This is a genomic window from Pannonibacter carbonis (assembly GCF_003012935.1).
Classification (GTDB): Bacteria; Pseudomonadota; Alphaproteobacteria; order Rhizobiales; family Stappiaceae; genus Pannonibacter; species Pannonibacter carbonis.
On record NZ_PUDR01000015.1, the window covers coordinates 31,645 to 47,937 of the forward strand.

Here is a 16,293-nt window from a genome sequence, read left to right on the forward strand (position 1 = left end):
GTCTGGTTGATCAGTTTGGTTGATCGGGGGCTCGAGTTCATTTCCAGCTATCTGGAGCAGGCGCTTTTTGTCAGGTTCTGGCAAGTTGGTAAGACGGCACGCTGGCCAGATAGCTGCGATAGGCGTCGGCGTCCGGTGGCAGGAAGGTTTCTGCCAGCGGATTGCCACGCTTACGGCGGGCAGCGCCCATGTCGGCGATGAGATCGTCAAGATAACGGAAGTGATACGGCGCCGAACAGAGCCCGCCATAGACCTTGGCGGCGGGGCGCACATTCCGGCGCCAGGCAAGATGCCGGTCGATCCAGCTGTGCATGGCCGCCTTGTCCGGCTGATTTGCGAGCTTGCCGTCGGCGTAGCGAACCAGCCAGCGGGCGGCCACATCACTGGTCAGAACTGTCGCGAAGGATGAGTTGAAGCCGACGAACCCGAGGTCCGGCACATCCGGGTTCACCGCCAGCCGGTAAAGCCGGTACTGGCCATCCGGTTCCATCAGCTTCTGCTTCACGTCCTCCGGCAGGAACGGCACGCCCATCTTCCAGCCGACGGCAAGAATGGCGACGTCCGCGTCCAGTTTGTCGCCGGTCGACAGCAGGACCTTGCCCGGTTCATATCCTGAGATCGTACCCTGGATCGCCTTGATCCGGCCGTCCTTCAGCATCGGATAAAAGCCTTCAGTGGCGAGAGACAGACCGCAGGAGATGCCGTTTTCGATTGGCTGGTTTGGCCGCATGCCAAGCTTTTTCAGCCCGAACTGCATCGTCAGCAGGCTTTCCAGCGCTCGCCAGTTGGCCCAGACGAGGGGCTTGGTGAGCGCATGGCGCAGTTTCTCGCCCCAGGACATTTCCCAACCGGGGAACATCGCCTCCGAGGCACGACAGTAAAGAATGCGCTTGAAATTGATCAGACCGCCGAAGTGATAGGGCACCCGCCAGACCGGCTCGAGATAGACGATGGTCACGGATGCAGCGCCCTGCTGGACCGCGTTGACGGCGACATCGGTGGCGGACTTGGAGAAGCCGAGGATGACGACCTTGCGGCCCTTCACCTGCGCCGGATCCGTGTATTCGCTGGAATGCAGGATCTGGCCGCCGGCTTCGCGGAAAGTGTCCATGCCGGGATGGGTCAACTCGTTGCGGTCGCTGAAGACGCCGCTGGCGACGACGACAAAATCATAGCCCGTGCGGCTTGGAGTATTGTCCTGCGTTGTCTCGACCCACCAGCCGCCGCCCTCGCGCCGGGAAAGCCCGGTGACGGCGGTGTTGAAGCGGATCAGCGACACCAGGCCTTTCTGGCGGGCGTAGTCGTCGAGATAACCGTGCACCTGAGCCCCGGAGGGCCATTCCGGATAGCTTTCCGGCATGGCGGCATCGGTGTAGCGGTAGAGGTCCTTCGGGCTCTGGGTGCGGATGCCAGGATAGGACCGGTGCGGTGCCCAGACGCCGCCCAGCTCATGGCTGCGCTCCAGAACGGTGACTGTGTGGCCCTGCTCCTTGAAGGCATGGGCGGCGGCAAGCCCGCTCACGCCCGCGCCGATGACGCAGACTGTCTTGTGATGTGTCATGATCGTTGTCTCCATTGCCGCGCAAGAAGGACGGACGGCGCGGGCAGGGGAGGCTGCCGGTCAGACAGGGAGGCGGATGGGGCGCCCAGAGGGTTGACCGGTCGGAATTCTGCCCGCGCCGAACCTGTCCGGCAGGCGGGCCCGCCCGCGCTGCCGGTTCTCGTCTTGTGCGCTGTGGTCTCGCCGCGTCAGATCTTCAGCGCCAGCGGGTCGAAGGTCATCTCGTCCGGGCGCAGGAAATTGACCTCGCGCAGCGCCGACTGGCGCACGACTTCCATCGGGTCGCCGAGGTTATGGAGATTGTCGAAAAGTTCGCGCAGACGCCGGGCCGGCGAGACCCAGAACAGGGCGCGGTTCGGCTTGTCGGTCAGGTTGTAGTAGCCATGTGCAATGCCCATTGGCATGCGCACCAGGTCACCTTTCTGCGCCACGTGATGCTCGCCGCCCAGATAGAGATCGAAGCGGCCTTCGAGGACATAGATGAACTCGTCCTGCGTCGGATGGATATGCGGGGGAACAAAAGTGCCCGGGGGATCAAGCGTTTCGAAGGAGAAGCAGGTCTCGCCCTCGGTCTTCATCCAGTAGGTATGGCCGAGAATGCTCCATTCGACGTCGTGCTGGCCGGTGCCGGCGGAGGTGATACCGGGGTCGGTGTTCACCTGCACCATGTTTGCTATGGCGGTTTTCATGCTGGTTCTCCTTCAGGCCCGTTCGGGCATGCTGTTCCCATCGGACGGGCGGCGCTTTGTGGCCTTTGCCTGGGGAGCAAGGGCCTGGCGTGCAGGGGCCGTGCGCCTGTCTCCGTCCTGACCCTACGAGACCTCTTCTCCAATCCCCGGTCTATCCGCTGCGCGAAAGCCTGCATGCGCTGAACGAAAATCGGCAGCTTGCGGCTTTGCTTCGCCGGCTTGCCGATGGTAGCGTTACGGATAACTGGTCCGACAATGAGCAAAAAAGCCGAGGGGACGGGCCGGGGGAGCAAGCTGGTGCAAGCCATGCAGATGCAAGCCACGCAGATGCCTCTGTCGGGCCATGCCCGGGTGGCGACGCGGGACGTGGACCAGGCCGCGGAGGAGGTCGGGCGGATCTTCTGTTCGCACCGCCTGTCGCCGCATGACCATGGCCGCGATTTCTTTGCCTGTCACAACAGCCGGCTGTTTTCAGGCGGGTCGATCAATTATGTCGCCTATGGCGGCGATGTGGAGATTGATCCGGGCTGCCTGGAGCGGTTTTTCCTGGTTCAGGTGCCGCTGAGCGGCGGCACGCAGATCCGGATCGGCAGCAAGATGGTGACCACCGCGCCCGGCCGGGCTGCGTCCGTCCTGTCGCCCACGCGGCCGAGCCTGATGCGCTGGCAGGCAAACTGCGGTCAGGTGATCCTGAAACTGGAGCGGCGGGCCGTCGAGGATCTGCTTGCGGCCCTGAGCGGCCGGGAGACCGGCGAGATCGTCTTTGAGCCGCAGCTGCGTCTGGACAGCGAACCGGGCCGGACGCTCGGCGCGCAGATCCTGGCACTGGCCCGGATGGCCGATGCGGGCGTGCCCGGTGAACCGGGTCGGGACGAGGCGCTCAACAGCCTTGGGTGGTCTGTTGCGCATGCGCTGCTGTGGACCCATGCCGGCAGCGCCCGAGACCTTTTGCTGGCCGCGCCGCAGGAGACGGGGGGAGCGCGGCGGAAGGTGTCGCGCGCGCTGGACTTTGTCGACGCACACCTCGCCGAGCCGATTGATTTTGCTGAACTCGCCCGGGCCTGCGGCTACAGCCTGCGATCGCTGCAGCTGGCTTTCCAGGCCGAGCGCGGCCAGACGATTTCACAGGCGGTGCAGGAACGCCGCCTCAGCCTGCTGCGCCAGCATCTTCTGGCGGCCGGGGGCAAAGCCAATGTAACTGCCTTGATGCAGACCTGCGGGTTGGTGCATGCGGGGCGCGCGGCGGGAGCGTATCGGGAGCTTTTTGGCGAGACGCCCGCGGAAACACTGCGCAAGGGGCGTTCGGGCAAGGCGTGAGCCGTTGGTCTAGCCTTTGAGGCCCGCCAGCAGGCGCGGCGGCAGGCGCAGCGCGGAAACTGCAAAGCGTGCCAGTTTCTGGCGAGCCGGACGCGGCGCGTCCTGCGGCGCGACAGCAGCACTGCGCAACAGAACGAGGCGGCTGCGACCGATCCGGTTGATCAGATCAAAATCGGACAGCGTTCCCAGATCGCGATGTCCGCCGACCGATGTATAGAGCCGCCGCGAGATCAGAAGGCCCTGTTCGCTCGACGCCATGCCAAGCAGTTGTGTCGACAGGTTGGACAAGGCTTCCCCGGTGCGGGCACCCCAGCCAAATGCATCGCGCTTGAGGCGGAAGGCGGCGGCGCAACGTTCCGCCTGGCCACTGCGTTCGGCGCGCTCGACAAAGTTTGAAGCATCCACGTGCCAGCCCGGTTCCAGCATCGAACCGGCCGGCAGGAACATCAGCCAAGGCGATTTCAGCGCCACCTTTGAGCCCGCGGCAAACCGGGCGCCCTCGCTGCCCTTGACCACATGCATCTCGCAGCCTGCGGCGTCGGCAACCGTGCGGGTTGCGTCGCGCGAGCCGCCATCCATCACGACGACTTCACGCACGATGCCCTCGGCGGCGGCCGGGACAAGGGCGGTCAGGCAGTGGGCGAGGGCTTCCTCGCTGTCGAGGGTGGAAATGACAACGCTGATCATGAGCCCCGTTCTAGCGTCTTTCCCGGGGCAAGGCGAGGGAGGCCCTTGCCGCGTCTGCGATTTCGGATAATGTTCCCGTAATGTTCTCATTTCGAGTCGAGTGGACGGACCCATGGCAGCGATCACGCTGATTGATCAGGTGAACAGCGAAACGGCGCTTGCTGGCGCGCGTGTTGCGGAAGACCTGCGCCGGGGTCGCGGGGCTGGGTTGAACCGCTCCGGCCGCTTCGAGAAGGACCAGCGCGAGGTCTTTGACGACGGCTGGGAAACGCTCGACGAGCTGCCGCTGCTGAAGACCACGGTGCAGGAGGAGAAGGCGCGGACGATCATCACGCGCAATTCCTCGCCCGATATTTCTTTCGACCGCTCGATCAATCCCTATCGTGGCTGCGAGCATGGCTGTGTCTATTGCTTTGCGCGGCCAACGCATGCCTATGTCGGGCTGTCGCCGGGCCTTGATTTCGAGACAAAGCTGTTTGCGAAACCGAATGCGGCGGAACTTCTGGAGCGGGAGCTGGGGCGTCCGGGATATCAGCCGCGCACCATCGCCATTGGCACCAATACAGACCCCTACCAGCCGATCGAGCGGCGTTACCGGTTGATGCGCGAGATCCTCGAGGTGCTGGAGAAGACCAATCATCCGGTCGGCATCGTGACCAAGTCGGCCCTGGTGCTGCGCGATGTCGATATCCTCTCGCGGATGGCGGAAAAGGGGCTGGCCAAGGTGGCGTTGTCGATCACCTCGCTCGACAAGGAGATTGCCCGGACACTGGAGCCGCGCGCCAGCGCGCCGCACCGGCGCCTTGCCGCCATCAAGGGCCTGTCCGAAGCCGGCATCCCGGTCTCGGTGATGATGGCGCCGATCATTCCGGCGCTGACCGACAGCGAGATCGAAACGATCCTCGGAACGGCCGCCGAACACGGGGCAAGCGAGGCCGGCTATGTGCTGCTGCGCCTGCCGCTGGAAGTGTCGGAACTGTTCCGTGACTGGCTGCTGCGCAACCGGCCCGACCGCTACCGGCATGTCATGAACATCCTGCGGTCGATGCGTGGCGGCAAGGATTACGACGCCGAATGGGGCCAGCGGATGAAGGGGCAGGGACCTTACGCGCAGCAGATCGGCCAGCGCTTTTCGCTTGCGGCCCGCCGTTTCGGTCTCAACCAGCGCCGGCGCAAGCTGACGACCGAGCTGTTCTCGGCGCCCCAGACCGGTGGCGTGCAGCTGTCGCTGTTCTGATGTTATCGCTGCGCCGCATTGCGACGATGCGGCGCTTGACCGGCACACCCCATGCCTTTACCGCAGCCGGGACCGCAATGAACGGCGAGGCGATGGTGTGACGGACGAAGCGGACAGGCGGCTGCGCGTGGCAGCGGATTGTACGGAGAAGGCGCATATCCGGCACGAGATCGACCGGCTCGACCGGGCTCTGCTGGTGCTGTTTGCCGAGCGGCAAACCTATGTGCGCCGGATGGCCGAGATCAAGCAGCACCCGGATGAGGCCTATGACCAGCACCGAATCGAAACGATGCTGGCCGAGTTGCGGGCACGGGCGGAAATCCTCGGGCTTGAGCCGGACCAGGCCGAGGCGGTCTGGCAGGTGCTGATCGACTGGAATGTCGCCTATGAACAACGCACCATTTCCGCACGGACCGGGCTGGCGCTGACGGCTGTTTCCCTCGACTAAATACGTTGCCGGCTTCTGAAACGTCCTGATCGCCCGGACAGCCCGCGCTAGCTGAGCTTGACATTGCAGCGCACAAGGCAGATACACAGGGCTGGATGTGGTCCGGTCGCCGCGTGAGCGACCCGAGCCGATCTCCATGCGCCCGCCCCGGGTTTTGTCGGGGCATCGCGGCCCTCTCGCCGCGTCAGGGCTGAAACCGGCCTGGTCGCCCTTGCCCCTCACCATGAGGGACCGGCGATCCCCGCGCCGGCGACGGAGACGGAACGCAATGAGGACCACCGCTCGCCGACGGACGTCCTGTCCCGGCGCTTCTTCAAAAGTTCCCATGTCACGCGGGGTTCTGACGGTTCTGAGGACCGGCGGACAATGAGGTCCGCCCCTAGACCTTGAACCGCTACCGCATTCGGGCTGGTGCGAGATTGTCTCGCCGCCGGCTCCCGTCGTGCGCGGCCCTGTTGCTGCGGCGCATGTGAAGGACATTTCTTGACTGAATTTGCTACCCTCGGGCTTTCGTCCGCTCTTCTGAAGTCCGTTGCCGCTGCCGGCTACACCACCCCGACCCCGATCCAGCAGGCGGCTATCCCGCACGTGCTGGCCGGCAATGACCTGATGGGTCTTGCCCAGACCGGCACCGGCAAGACCGCTGCCTTCGGCCTGCCGCTGATCGAGCGGCTGCTGGCGCGTCCCATTCCGGCTGCCCCGCGCGGCACCCGCGCGCTGATCCTGGCGCCGACCCGCGAGCTGGTGAACCAGATCGCACAGAACCTCATCACCTTCGTCAAGGGCTCCTCGCTGCAGGTCACCACCATCATGGGTGGCGTCTCGATGGGGCCGCAGATCAAGCGCATGGCGCGCGGCTGCGACGTTCTCGTCGCCACACCGGGCCGCCTGATCGACCTGATCGAGCGCAATGCCCTGCGTCTGGATGGGGTCGAGTATCTCGTGCTCGACGAAGCCGACCAGATGCTTGACCTTGGCTTCATCCATGCGCTGCGCCGGATCGCCACGCTGATCCCGAAGAAGCGCCAGACGCTGCTGTTTTCGGCAACCATGCCGAAGCAGATCGAGGAACTGTCGCGCTCCTATCTCAATGATCCGATCCGCGTCGAAGTTGCCCCTGCCGGCCGTACGGCTGACAAGGTGACCCAGTGCGTTCACTTCGTGTCGCAGGGCGAGAAGATCGACAAGCTGATTGCTTGCCTGAGCGAGCGTCCGCAGGATCTGTCGCTGGTGTTTTCCCGCACCAAGCACGGCGCTGACAAGGTCGTGCGCCGTATCGAAGCTGCCGGTCTCAAGGCCAATGCCATTCATGGCAACAAGAGCCAGAATCAGCGCGATCGGGCGATCAAGGAACTGAAGACCGGCCAGACCCGTATCCTGGTTGCGACCGATGTTGCCGCGCGCGGCATCGACATTCCCGGTGTCAGCCACGTCTACAATCTCGACCTGCCGGATGTGCCGGAAAGCTACGTACACCGCATCGGCCGGACGGCACGTGCTGGCGCCGATGGGGATGCCATCGCCTTCTGCGCTCCGGACGAAATCTCGCTGCTGCGCGACATCGAAAAGCTGACCGGCCAGAAGATCCCGGTCGCCAGCGGTGAAACACCGCCGGAAGGCCGCTATGCCGCGCCTCGCCCGGCGCGTGGCCGCCAGAGCGCCGGTCCGCGTCAGGGCCAGAGCCAGGGTCGCAATGGCCAGGGCAAGCCCGGTGGCCGCAGTGGTGAAGGCCGCTTTGAAGGCGGTCGCAGCGAAGGTGGCCAGGGTCGCCCGCAGCCGCATGCCCGTGGCGGTCAGCCTGCCCATGGCGACAAGCGTCCGGCCCGCGCCGGCCAGCCGGGCCGCAAGCCGCAGTCGGGTGGTCCGGCCCAGATGGCTGCCGAGGTTCAGTCGCGTTCGCATCGCGATGGATCCGGTCGCCGCAACGGCTGATCGATCTTTCTATCCGCCGGGGCCGCGCAAGCATCCCCGGCGGTTAGCTGTCCTGATGGCCTCGGTAGTTGGATAGATCGACCTGTCGCCTGCATTTTATGCGCTCAGGGTCGAAACCTGCGAACGCTTTGGGCTTGGCCTTGATGGCCGAAGCGGAAACAATCCCGACATGCGCGCTTTGCCGCCGCTGCCGTCAGATGAGGGATTGAATGATGTTTCCGCGCCTTGCGATGTCCGCCTTTGCCCTGCTTGCCTTGAGCCTTCCAGCTCACGCTCACCTTGATCCGCTGGCGCATGGCTCGTTTGCCGCCGGCTTCACCCATCCGGTCTTCGGGCTCGATCATGTGCTGGTGATGGTTGCGGTTGGCCTCTGGGCCTTCAGCAGTGGCGGCCGGGCGATCTGGATCATTCCTGCCGCTTTTGTAGGCACCATGGTGCTGGGCTTTGCCGCCGCCGTGATTGGCATGCCGCTGCCTTTCGTTGAGCCGGTGATCGCCGCCTCGGTCGTGGCTCTCGGTCTGATCGTGGCGATGGCCGTGCGTCTGCCGGTCGTTCCCAGCGCCGCCATTGTTGCGGTTTTCGCCTTCTTCCACGGTCATGCCCATGGCGGGGAGATCGGATCGGCCGGGGAACTCGGCTATGCGCTCGGCTTTGTGCTCGCCACCGCGCTGCTGCATGCCAGTGGCCTGGCGCTTGGCTGGGCCATCGGGGCCGTACTGGGAACCGAAAGCCGCACCGGCGCTCTTGTGTCGAGAACCCTCGGCGCGGTTGTCGCCCTGGCCGGTATCGGCATTCTGGCCGGGTAAGAATGCGGTGCTGCGGGCGGCTGGCGGTCGCTAGCTGCCCGCAGGAACGGCCTGCTCTTGTGAGCGCAGGGACGTGTCACCGCGTTTGGCGGCGTCAGCCGATTTCGATGTCGAGGCCGAGGTCGAGGACCGGGGCGGAGTGGGTGATCCAGCCTGAGGAAATGAGGTCAACGCCCGTTTCCGCCACCGCGCGGACGGTGTCCAGCTCGATGCCGCCGGAGGCTTCCAGCCGGATGCGGTCGCCAACAGCCGCCCGGACGATGGCAACGGCCTCCGCGAGGCGGTCCGGGCTCATGTTGTCGAGCATGATCACATCAGGGGCGGCGGGAATGGCCTCGCGCAGCTGATCAAGCGTGTCGACCTCCACCTCGATCTTCACCAGATGCCCGGCAAAGGCCTTGGCCGCGTTGATGGCGGCCGTGACCCCGCCCGCAACGGCGATGTGATTGTCCTTGATCAGGATTGCATCATCGAGGCCGAAACGGTGGTTCATGCCGCCGCCGCAGCGCACGGCATATTTCTCGAAGGCGCGCAGGCCCGGTGTCGTCTTGCGGGTGCAGACGATCTTCGCCTTTGTGTGGGCAATCGCCTCGGCAAAGCGCGCGGTCGCGCTGGCGATGCCGGACAGATGGCCCAGATAGTTCAGCGCGACACGTTCGGCGGACAGCAGCGCCCGCGCCGGTCCCTCAATCCGCGCGACAATATCTTTCGCAGAGAGGCGCGCGCCGTCTGTCTTCAGCACCTCCACCTTCAGATCGGGTGATGTAAGACGGAAGGCGGTTTCGGCAAGCCGGATCCCGGCCAGTGCGCCGGGCTTGCGCGCGGCAATCACGGCTCGCGCGGTGACGCCGGCACCGATGGTTGCCTGGCTCGTGATGTCGCCGGCGCGGCCCCAGTCTTCCAGCAGGGCGGCGTGAACCGCGTCATCGATCATCAGCTGCGGCAGCTCGGGCAGGGGGGCGGTCATTGGGTTTCTCCCGCCGTTGCGGCGCTGGTGACGCCCTGCAATGCACTCGGATGCGCTGCCGTGGCCTTCTCGGCGGCAGCATTGACCTGATCAAGCGTCAGATAGCTGCGCTGGGCCTGGGCGGGATCGGTCTCCTTCGCGTCTGTGCGATAGTGCGCGCCGCGGCTTTCCTTGCGCTGAAGGGCAGCGGCGGCCACGATCTTGCCGGCGATCATCATGTTGCGGATCGAGGTGCGCTGCACGCGCGTCTCGGCGGCGGCAATGCGGGCAAGTGCCTTGGTGAGGCCGTCGGCGTCGCGCTCGACGCCAACCAGATCGCTCATGGTCTGACGCAGGATGGAGATCGCGGCGCGTTCCTCCTGGTTGCGCTGGCTGGGCAGGCCCGGTTCGTCATCCAGTGCTTCCCAATAGGCGGTGCGCGGGGTCGGCATCAGGCCCTGGATGTCCTCGGCAATGCGTGCGGCGAAGACGACGGCTTCCAGCAAGGAGTTCGAAGCCAGCCGGTTCGCGCCATGCGCACCGGTGCAGGCGACTTCACCGGCAGCCCAAAGGCCGTCCAGCGAGGTGCGGCCGTTGGCGTCTGTCAGCACGCCGCCCATGTGATAGTGCTCGGCCGGCGCGATCGGGATCGGATCGGTGGCCGGGTCGATCCCGGCGGCAATGCAGGCCGCATGGACGGTCGGGAAGTGCTCGGCAAACTTGGTGCCGATGGCCGTGCGGCAATCCAGAAACGCGCCGCGGCCGGCAGCACGCTCGCGGAAAATGGCACGGGCGACAATGTCACGCGGCGCGAGTTCCATCAGCGGATGCACCGCTTCCATGAAACGGACGCCGGCAGAGTTGATTAGGGTCGCGCCTTCGCCGCGCAGGGCTTCCGTCGCAAGCGGTGCCGGATCACGGCCCACATCCAGCGCGGTCGGATGGAACTGCACGAACTCGGCGTCGGCAATCACGGCACCGGCGCGGGCGGCCATGCCGATGCCATGGCCGTTCGCTTCACCCGGGTTGGTGGTGACCGCATAGAGATGGCCGATGCCACCGGAGGCAAGCACGACAGCCGCCGCCTGGAAGGCGAGCCGCTCCAGTCCGCCTCGCCGGCGCGCCATGACGCCGGTGACGAACTTGCCCTCGGTGATCAGGCTCTCGCCCAGAAAACCCTCGATGACCCGGATGGACGGGGTCTGGCGCACGGCGGCGACCAGGGCATCCATGATGGCGCGTCCGGCCATGTCACCGCGCACGCGCACGACGCGGCTGGCGGAATGGGCTGCCTCGCGGGAGACGGCGAGGTGTCCCTCCAGATCCTTGTCGAAGGGCACGCCATAGCTCAGGAGATCGCGCACCCGGCGCGGCGCTTCCGCCGTCATCATGGCAACGATCTTGTCCTGGCAGATGCCACCGCCCACCGCGATGGTGTCGGCCATGTGGGCGTCTGTGGTATCGCCTTCGGAGACGGCCGCGGCGATGCCACCCTGGGCCCAGGCGGAGGACGCGCCTTCGCCGATCGGGGCGTTAGAGATGATGGTGACCGGCCGCGGCGCCAGTTTCAGCGCGCAGAACAGGCCGGCGAGGCCGCCGCCAAGAATCACAACATCATCGACGCCTCGGGCCGATTGGGCCGGGACAAACTGGTCGCTGCGTACTGCCATGGGAGGGCTTTCGTTTCTGGACTGCGGAGGCAAAGCCTAGCCGCTCAGGCTGGGCGGGGCAATGCGCGCGCCAGGTCAGCCGGGAGGGGAAAGCAGAACGGGCGAGGCTTGCGGCCTCGCCCGTCGGGACTGTCACATCTTCAGATTAATCATGCGCTCGACGGCCAGACGGGCGCGGGCGGCAACCGCCGGGTCGACCGTCACCTCTTCCTTCATCTCGACGAGGGCGTCGAGGATCTTGGCCAGCGTGATGCGCTTCATGTGCGGGCACAGGTTGCAGGGGCGGATGAAATCCACGTCCGGCGTCTCGCTGGCCACGTTGTCCGCCATGGAGCACTCGGTGATCATCATCACCTTGGCCGGCTTGTTGGCCTTGACCCAGTCGATCATGTGTTTGGTCGAACCGGCGAAATCGGCTTCGTCCACCACTTCCGGCGGGCATTCCGGATGGGCAATGATCTTCACGCCCGGGTCGATCTTGCGGTAGTCGCGCAGCTCCTGCGCCGTGAAGCGCTCGTGGACCTCACAGGCACCATCCCAGGTCAGGACCTCGACGTCGGTCTGGCGGCCGACATTGGCGGCAAGATACTTGTCCGGGATCAGGAACACCTTGGGCACGCCGAGGCTTTCCACGACCTGAACCGCGTTGGACGAGGTGCAGCAGATGTCGCACTCGGCCTTCACGGCGGCGGACGTGTTGACATAGGTGATGATCGGAATGCCGGGGTTGCGCTCGCGCAGGGCGCGCACATCCGCCGCCGTCACCGATTCCGCCAGCGAGCAGCCCGCACGCATGTCGGGGATCAGCACGGTCTTGGTCGGGTTCAGGATCTTCGACGTCTCGGCCATGAAATGCACGCCGCACTGCACGATCACGTCCGCATCCGTGCGGGTTGCCTCGATCGCCAGCTGCAGGCTGTCGCCGACGACGTCGGCAACGCCGTGGAAGATGTCCGGCGTCATGTAGTTGTGGGCAAGGATGACCGCGTTGCGCTGCTTTTTGAGCACGTTGATCGCGTGGATCGTCGGGGCCAGCGCCGGCCATTCGATGGCCGGGATGATGTGCTTGACCTTCTCATAGATCGGCGCCGTCGCGCGGGCGACTTCTTCGGTATAGGCAAGCTCGGGACGGGAGACCGAACCATGACGGTCGATCGCAAGGTCGGCGGCGGGCTTCACCTGGCAGGCGGAACTGGTCGAAATCAACGTGGTAGCCATCGGACCTAACTCCCTGCTGGACCGGCAAGCTTTTTATGCTCATTTTGAGCATAAAGGAGGCAAAAGAAAACGGGACTTATCGGTCCCTTCATCTGCTTTTGCTCAACGTGAGTTTATATAGGGTATTTCTACGGGCAAATCCACTGTTTCTCGTGCCAGTTTGTCATAATTTGAAAGGTCACGTCTTTTCAATGGGTTGAAACGAAAGATAACGTTGCAGTGCTGCGCCGGCAAAGCAATGCCTGCCGCAGGTAGCCGGCCCATCAACGTTGCTCATCGGAGCTTCACAAACTTTCATTTTGACCGGCTGCCCGCTGCAGCCATAGTTCGGCGGCCAAGCGCCCTGGCATCCCTGGAGAGACCGACAGAATGACGACCGCGACCGCCGCCCGGCCGAACATCCCGCTGATCATCGTTTGCGGCTGCGCCATCGCGCTGTTGTCCTTTGGGCCCCGTTCGGCGATGGGGCTGTTCTTCCAGCCCATGACCGAAGCGCGGGACTGGAGCCGCGAGATCTTCGCGCTGGCGATTGCGATTCAGAACCTGCTGTGGGGCGCAGGCCAGCCGATTGCCGGCATGATGGCCGACCGGTTCGGCACCTGGAAGACGCTTGTCACGGGCGCGGTGCTCTATGCGCTCGGGCTGGTGCTGATGGCGGAAGCCGAGGCCCCGGTGATGCTGCATGTCACGGGCGGGGTGCTGATCGGGCTTGGCATCGCCTTTTCCAGTTTCTCGCTGATCCTCGCCGCCTTTGCCCGCTCGGTGTCGCCGGCGCAGCGCTCGCTCGCCTTTGGCGTCGGCACCGCGTCCGGCTCGCTCGGTCAGTTCCTGTTTGCGCCGCTCGGCCTAGGCCTCATCGAGACCGTGGGCTGGCATTCGACGCTGCTGGTCTTTGCCGGGTTGATGGCGCTGGTGCCGCTGCTGGCGATCCCGTTGCGCGGCAAGGCAGATGCAAGCGCTTATGCCGGCACCACTGCGGACCAGAAGCTGGGCGCCGCCATCGCGGAGGCCTTCAACACGCGCGGCTATATCCTGCTGACGCTGGGCTTCTTCGTCTGCGGCTTCCATGTCGCCTTCATCACCGTGCATCTGCCGCCCTATCTGGCCGATCTCGGGCTGGATGCGCGCTGGGGCGCCTATGCCATCGGGCTGATCGGCCTGTGCAACATCGCCGGCTCGCTCGCCTCGGGCTACATCGGTGGACGCTGGTCCAAGCCGCATTTCCTGTCGCTGATCTATCTCGGCCGGGCGATTGCCATTGCGGTGTTCCTGATGGTGCCGGCCTCGCCGTTGTCGGCGATGATCTTTGCCGGCGTGATGGGGCTGCTCTGGCTGTCGACGGTGCCGCCGACGTCAGGACTGGTCGCGGTGATGTTCGGGCCGCGCTACATGGCGACCCTGTTCGGCTTTGTTTTCCTGTCGCACCAGATCGGCTCGTTCCTCGGCGTCTGGCTCGGCGGCCGGCTCTATGACCAGACCGGCTCCTATGACGCCATCTGGTGGATGGGCATCGCCCTCGGCCTCTTCGCCGCCGTCATTCATTGGCCGATCAAGGAACAGCCGGTCGCCCGGCTGCAGGCGGCGGAGTAGGGCGGGGCCCGACCGTGTGCCTTGCCTCCCCCGCTGCCGTCATCACCGGACTTGATCCGGTGATCCACGCCGTTTCGCCTCCACAGCTACGGCCTTGCCTGGGGCGCTGTCACGGCATGGATGCCATGGTCGAGCCATGGCAGGACGAAGGTTGGCGATGCACTGCCTGATGGATCGCAACGTCAGAAATGTCCGTCGCGCGGATGACGTCCCCCCTGCCAACGTCAGCGGGTGAATCGTCATCCTGGGCAAAAGAGGACGCGAGGCCTTGCCCCACCCACCGCCGTCATCACCGGACTTGATCCGGTGATCCATGCCGTTTCGCCTCCACAGCTACGGCCATGCCTTGGGCACCGTCACGGCGTGGATGCCATGGTCGAGCCATGGCATGACGAACGCGGGAAAGGCCCCTCCCAGAAACCATCACCTTCCCTATGCGTGCGGAACCCAACGTGGATCCCAGAATTAAAAAAATGCATGCGCAAACAAATAAATTGACTCGGGTTTTGATCCCTAATATGTATGCGCATGCAAATATTTTGCAGGCTCCCACGTCAGACCCATCCCGCAGGACGGTAGCGTTTGTCGTCCCGACCGACCCGCAAACGGGGGAGGGCAGGACTACTGGTCGGGGGCACACCAAGGAGACATGACATGCATTGGCTTTATCTCGGCGCGGCGGTGATCTTCGAGATCGCGGTCGCCTTTTCGGCAGGACAGTCGCGCGGCTTCACCCGGTTCGGCTGGACGGCCGCCACGCTGGCCAGTGGCGCAGTGGCTACGGTGTTCCTGAGCCTGGCCCTGCTGACATTTGATGTCGGTGTCGGCTACGCGCTGTGGACCTCGATCGCCGGTGTCGGCATCGCGTTGATCGGCGCGGTGTTCCTCGGTCAGCGCCTGACACTGCAGAAGATCGCCGGCATCACGCTGATCATCGGCGGTGTTGTCGGCCTTCGCCTGAGCGGCGTGGCGTGAGCGTCCCGGCCAGTCTGTTCCCCTTTCTCCTCCTGAGGATTTTTTCGTCATGACATCAGTTCAGTCACCCGCCACCCGGCGCACCGGCGCCTGGGCGCAGCTGCTGCTCGCCGGCCTGTTCGAGATCGGCTACGCGCTGTCCGTGGGCGCCAGTGAGGCCTTCACCGTGCCGCTGTGGTCCGCCGCCGCCGCCGTCTTCTTCCTGCTGACGCTGTATTTCCTCAGCGCGGCGCTGCGCACCATTCCGGTGAGCGTCGGCTATGCGGTCTGGGCCGGGATCGGTGCCGTCGGCGCGGTCGTGTTTGGCGCGCTGCTGTTGCAGCAGGCGGTGAGCGGCGTTCAGCTGTTCTGGCTTGCGGTCATCATCGCTGGCGTCATCTGGCTGAAACTGGCGGACCGGCCGCAGACGGACGCAACAGCACAGCCCGGTTGACACATCTGGCCGGCTCAGCAGCGGACTTGCCCGCAGCAGAGCCGGCCATTGCCGCGTGCGGGCCGACCCGAAGGCAGGAGGTTGCCGAACCAATTGCATGAGCATACAAGCTCAGCATATCTGCCATCCGGGTACCAAGGCCGTCTGATGTCGCATCTCAATCAAGCCTGGTTTCAACTGATTCAGGACGTGGCTGCGGTCGAGGCCGAGCTGGCTAAAGCTCTGCAAGCGCGGCATGGCCTTGGCCTGTCGGATTTCCGCGCATTGCAGGCTCTGGCCGAGGCAAAGAACAGCGAGCTGCGCATGCAGGACCTCGCAAGCCATCTCAAGCTCAATCAGAGCTCGGTCTCGCGCATGGTCGAAAGGCTCGAGCGTACCAAGCTGACCGTCCGCGACGTCTGCGCGGATGACAAGCGCGGTGTCTATACCGTGCTGACCGATGCCGGCCGAACCCTTCTGGCCCAGTCCGAAGTCACCTATCAGACAACGCTTCAAGCCCAATTGGCCGAGCGCCCGGGCGCTTTCACCGGCCTGCTACAGCCGCTGCCGTGAGGCGCGGACCGGCTGGGTGCCACGGGTTCGTTGCGTGGGTGAGCGGCAGTGCAGATCCCCGCCTTGGGACGCCGCAGTTCAGCGGATCAATCGGACGGCGAATGGAGCCACTCCACCCGCTTCTTCGCCAACGACCACGTCGTCATCGAGCGCGGCGCGGTAGCCGCGAAGCTCTGGTTTCCGGAGTGACGGGGAGGGGGGGCCTTGTGCCTTCCCCCCACTGCCGTCATCA

Annotated in this window: 16 protein-coding genes; 10 read left to right on the forward strand and 6 right to left on the reverse strand. The window is 65.0% G+C overall.

The features are described 5' to 3' along the window. Positions 1-70 precede the first annotated feature (70 nt). Both C8348_RS18325 and C8348_RS18330 read right to left on the reverse strand, forming a co-directional pair. Complete coding sequence (locus C8348_RS18325) at positions 71-1,561, reverse strand: flavin-containing monooxygenase (RefSeq protein ID WP_106754748.1); 1,491 nt, start codon at positions 1,559-1,561, stop codon at positions 71-73. A gap of 188 nt (positions 1,562-1,749) precedes the next feature. Continuing rightward, positions 1,750-2,250 carry a cupin domain-containing protein gene (locus C8348_RS18330; RefSeq protein WP_106754749.1) on the reverse strand — a complete coding sequence of 167 codons (501 nt, stop codon included), beginning with the start codon at positions 2,248-2,250 and terminating at the stop codon, positions 1,750-1,752. A 306-nt stretch (positions 2,251-2,556) separates the two neighbouring features. Here C8348_RS18330 and C8348_RS18335 point away from each other — a divergent pair, with 306 nt between their 5' ends. Beyond that, on the forward strand, positions 2,557-3,567 hold the full coding sequence (locus tag C8348_RS18335; protein WP_198647128.1) for an AraC family transcriptional regulator: 1,011 nt from the start codon (positions 2,557-2,559) through the stop codon (positions 3,565-3,567). A 9-nt stretch (positions 3,568-3,576) separates the two neighbouring features. On the opposite strand, the gene C8348_RS18340 is transcribed toward C8348_RS18335, so the two are convergent. After that, a complete protein-coding gene (locus C8348_RS18340; RefSeq protein ID WP_106754751.1) occupies positions 3,577-4,254 on the reverse strand; it encodes a glycosyltransferase in 678 nt (225 codons plus the stop codon). Between the two features lie 112 nt (positions 4,255-4,366). Here C8348_RS18340 and C8348_RS18345 point away from each other — a divergent pair, with 112 nt between their 5' ends. From C8348_RS18345 to C8348_RS18360, 4 genes are all read left to right on the forward strand, one after another. Then, entirely contained in the window at positions 4,367-5,491 is a 1,125-nt protein-coding gene (locus tag C8348_RS18345) for a PA0069 family radical SAM protein (protein WP_106754752.1), read from the forward strand. A gap of 97 nt (positions 5,492-5,588) precedes the next feature. Then, on the forward strand, positions 5,589-5,939 hold the full coding sequence (locus C8348_RS18350; RefSeq protein WP_244294054.1) for a chorismate mutase: 351 nt from the start codon (positions 5,589-5,591) through the stop codon (positions 5,937-5,939). Positions 5,940-6,422: 483 nt separating this feature from the next. Continuing rightward, a complete protein-coding gene (locus C8348_RS18355) occupies positions 6,423-7,871 on the forward strand; it encodes a DEAD/DEAH box helicase (RefSeq protein WP_106754753.1) in 1,449 nt (482 codons plus the stop codon). Positions 7,872-8,083: 212 nt separating this feature from the next. Further along, positions 8,084-8,677, forward strand: coding sequence for a HupE/UreJ family protein (locus tag C8348_RS18360; RefSeq protein ID WP_106754804.1), 594 nt, complete (start codon positions 8,084-8,086; stop codon positions 8,675-8,677). A gap of 94 nt (positions 8,678-8,771) precedes the next feature. On the opposite strand, the gene nadC is transcribed toward C8348_RS18360, so the two are convergent. From nadC to nadA, 3 genes are all read right to left on the reverse strand, one after another. Further along, the gene (gene nadC, locus C8348_RS18365; RefSeq protein WP_106754754.1) at positions 8,772-9,644 is read right to left on the reverse strand and encodes a carboxylating nicotinate-nucleotide diphosphorylase; all 873 of its coding nucleotides are present in this window, start codon (positions 9,642-9,644) and stop codon (positions 8,772-8,774) included. Next, the gene (locus C8348_RS18370) at positions 9,641-11,293 is read right to left on the reverse strand and encodes an L-aspartate oxidase (RefSeq protein ID WP_106754755.1); all 1,653 of its coding nucleotides are present in this window, start codon (positions 11,291-11,293) and stop codon (positions 9,641-9,643) included. The genes nadC and C8348_RS18370 overlap by 4 nt, the downstream gene beginning before the upstream one ends. A 132-nt stretch (positions 11,294-11,425) precedes the next feature. Beyond that, positions 11,426-12,511, reverse strand: a complete 1,086-nt coding sequence (gene nadA, locus C8348_RS18375) for a quinolinate synthase NadA (RefSeq protein ID WP_106754756.1) — start codon at positions 12,509-12,511, stop codon at positions 11,426-11,428. A gap of 369 nt (positions 12,512-12,880) precedes the next feature. Here nadA and C8348_RS18380 point away from each other — a divergent pair, with 369 nt between their 5' ends. The 5 genes from C8348_RS18380 to C8348_RS22550 all read left to right on the forward strand — a co-directional run bounded on the left by C8348_RS18380 (position 12,881) and on the right by C8348_RS22550 (position 16,250). Continuing rightward, entirely contained in the window at positions 12,881-14,101 is a 1,221-nt protein-coding gene (locus tag C8348_RS18380) for an MFS transporter (RefSeq protein ID WP_106754757.1), read from the forward strand. Between the two features lie 654 nt (positions 14,102-14,755). Continuing rightward, on the forward strand, positions 14,756-15,076 hold the full coding sequence (locus C8348_RS18385) for a DMT family transporter (RefSeq protein ID WP_106754758.1): 321 nt from the start codon (positions 14,756-14,758) through the stop codon (positions 15,074-15,076). A gap of 49 nt (positions 15,077-15,125) precedes the next feature. Continuing rightward, complete coding sequence (locus C8348_RS18390; RefSeq protein WP_106754759.1) at positions 15,126-15,509, forward strand: DMT family transporter; 384 nt, start codon at positions 15,126-15,128, stop codon at positions 15,507-15,509. Positions 15,510-15,656: 147 nt separating this feature from the next. Further along, on the forward strand, positions 15,657-16,061 hold the full coding sequence (locus tag C8348_RS18395) for a MarR family winged helix-turn-helix transcriptional regulator (RefSeq protein ID WP_106754760.1): 405 nt from the start codon (positions 15,657-15,659) through the stop codon (positions 16,059-16,061). A gap of 63 nt (positions 16,062-16,124) precedes the next feature. After that, a complete protein-coding gene (locus C8348_RS22550; protein WP_279629400.1) occupies positions 16,125-16,250 on the forward strand; it encodes a hypothetical protein in 126 nt (41 codons plus the stop codon). The last annotated feature ends 43 nt before the right edge of the window (positions 16,251-16,293 follow it).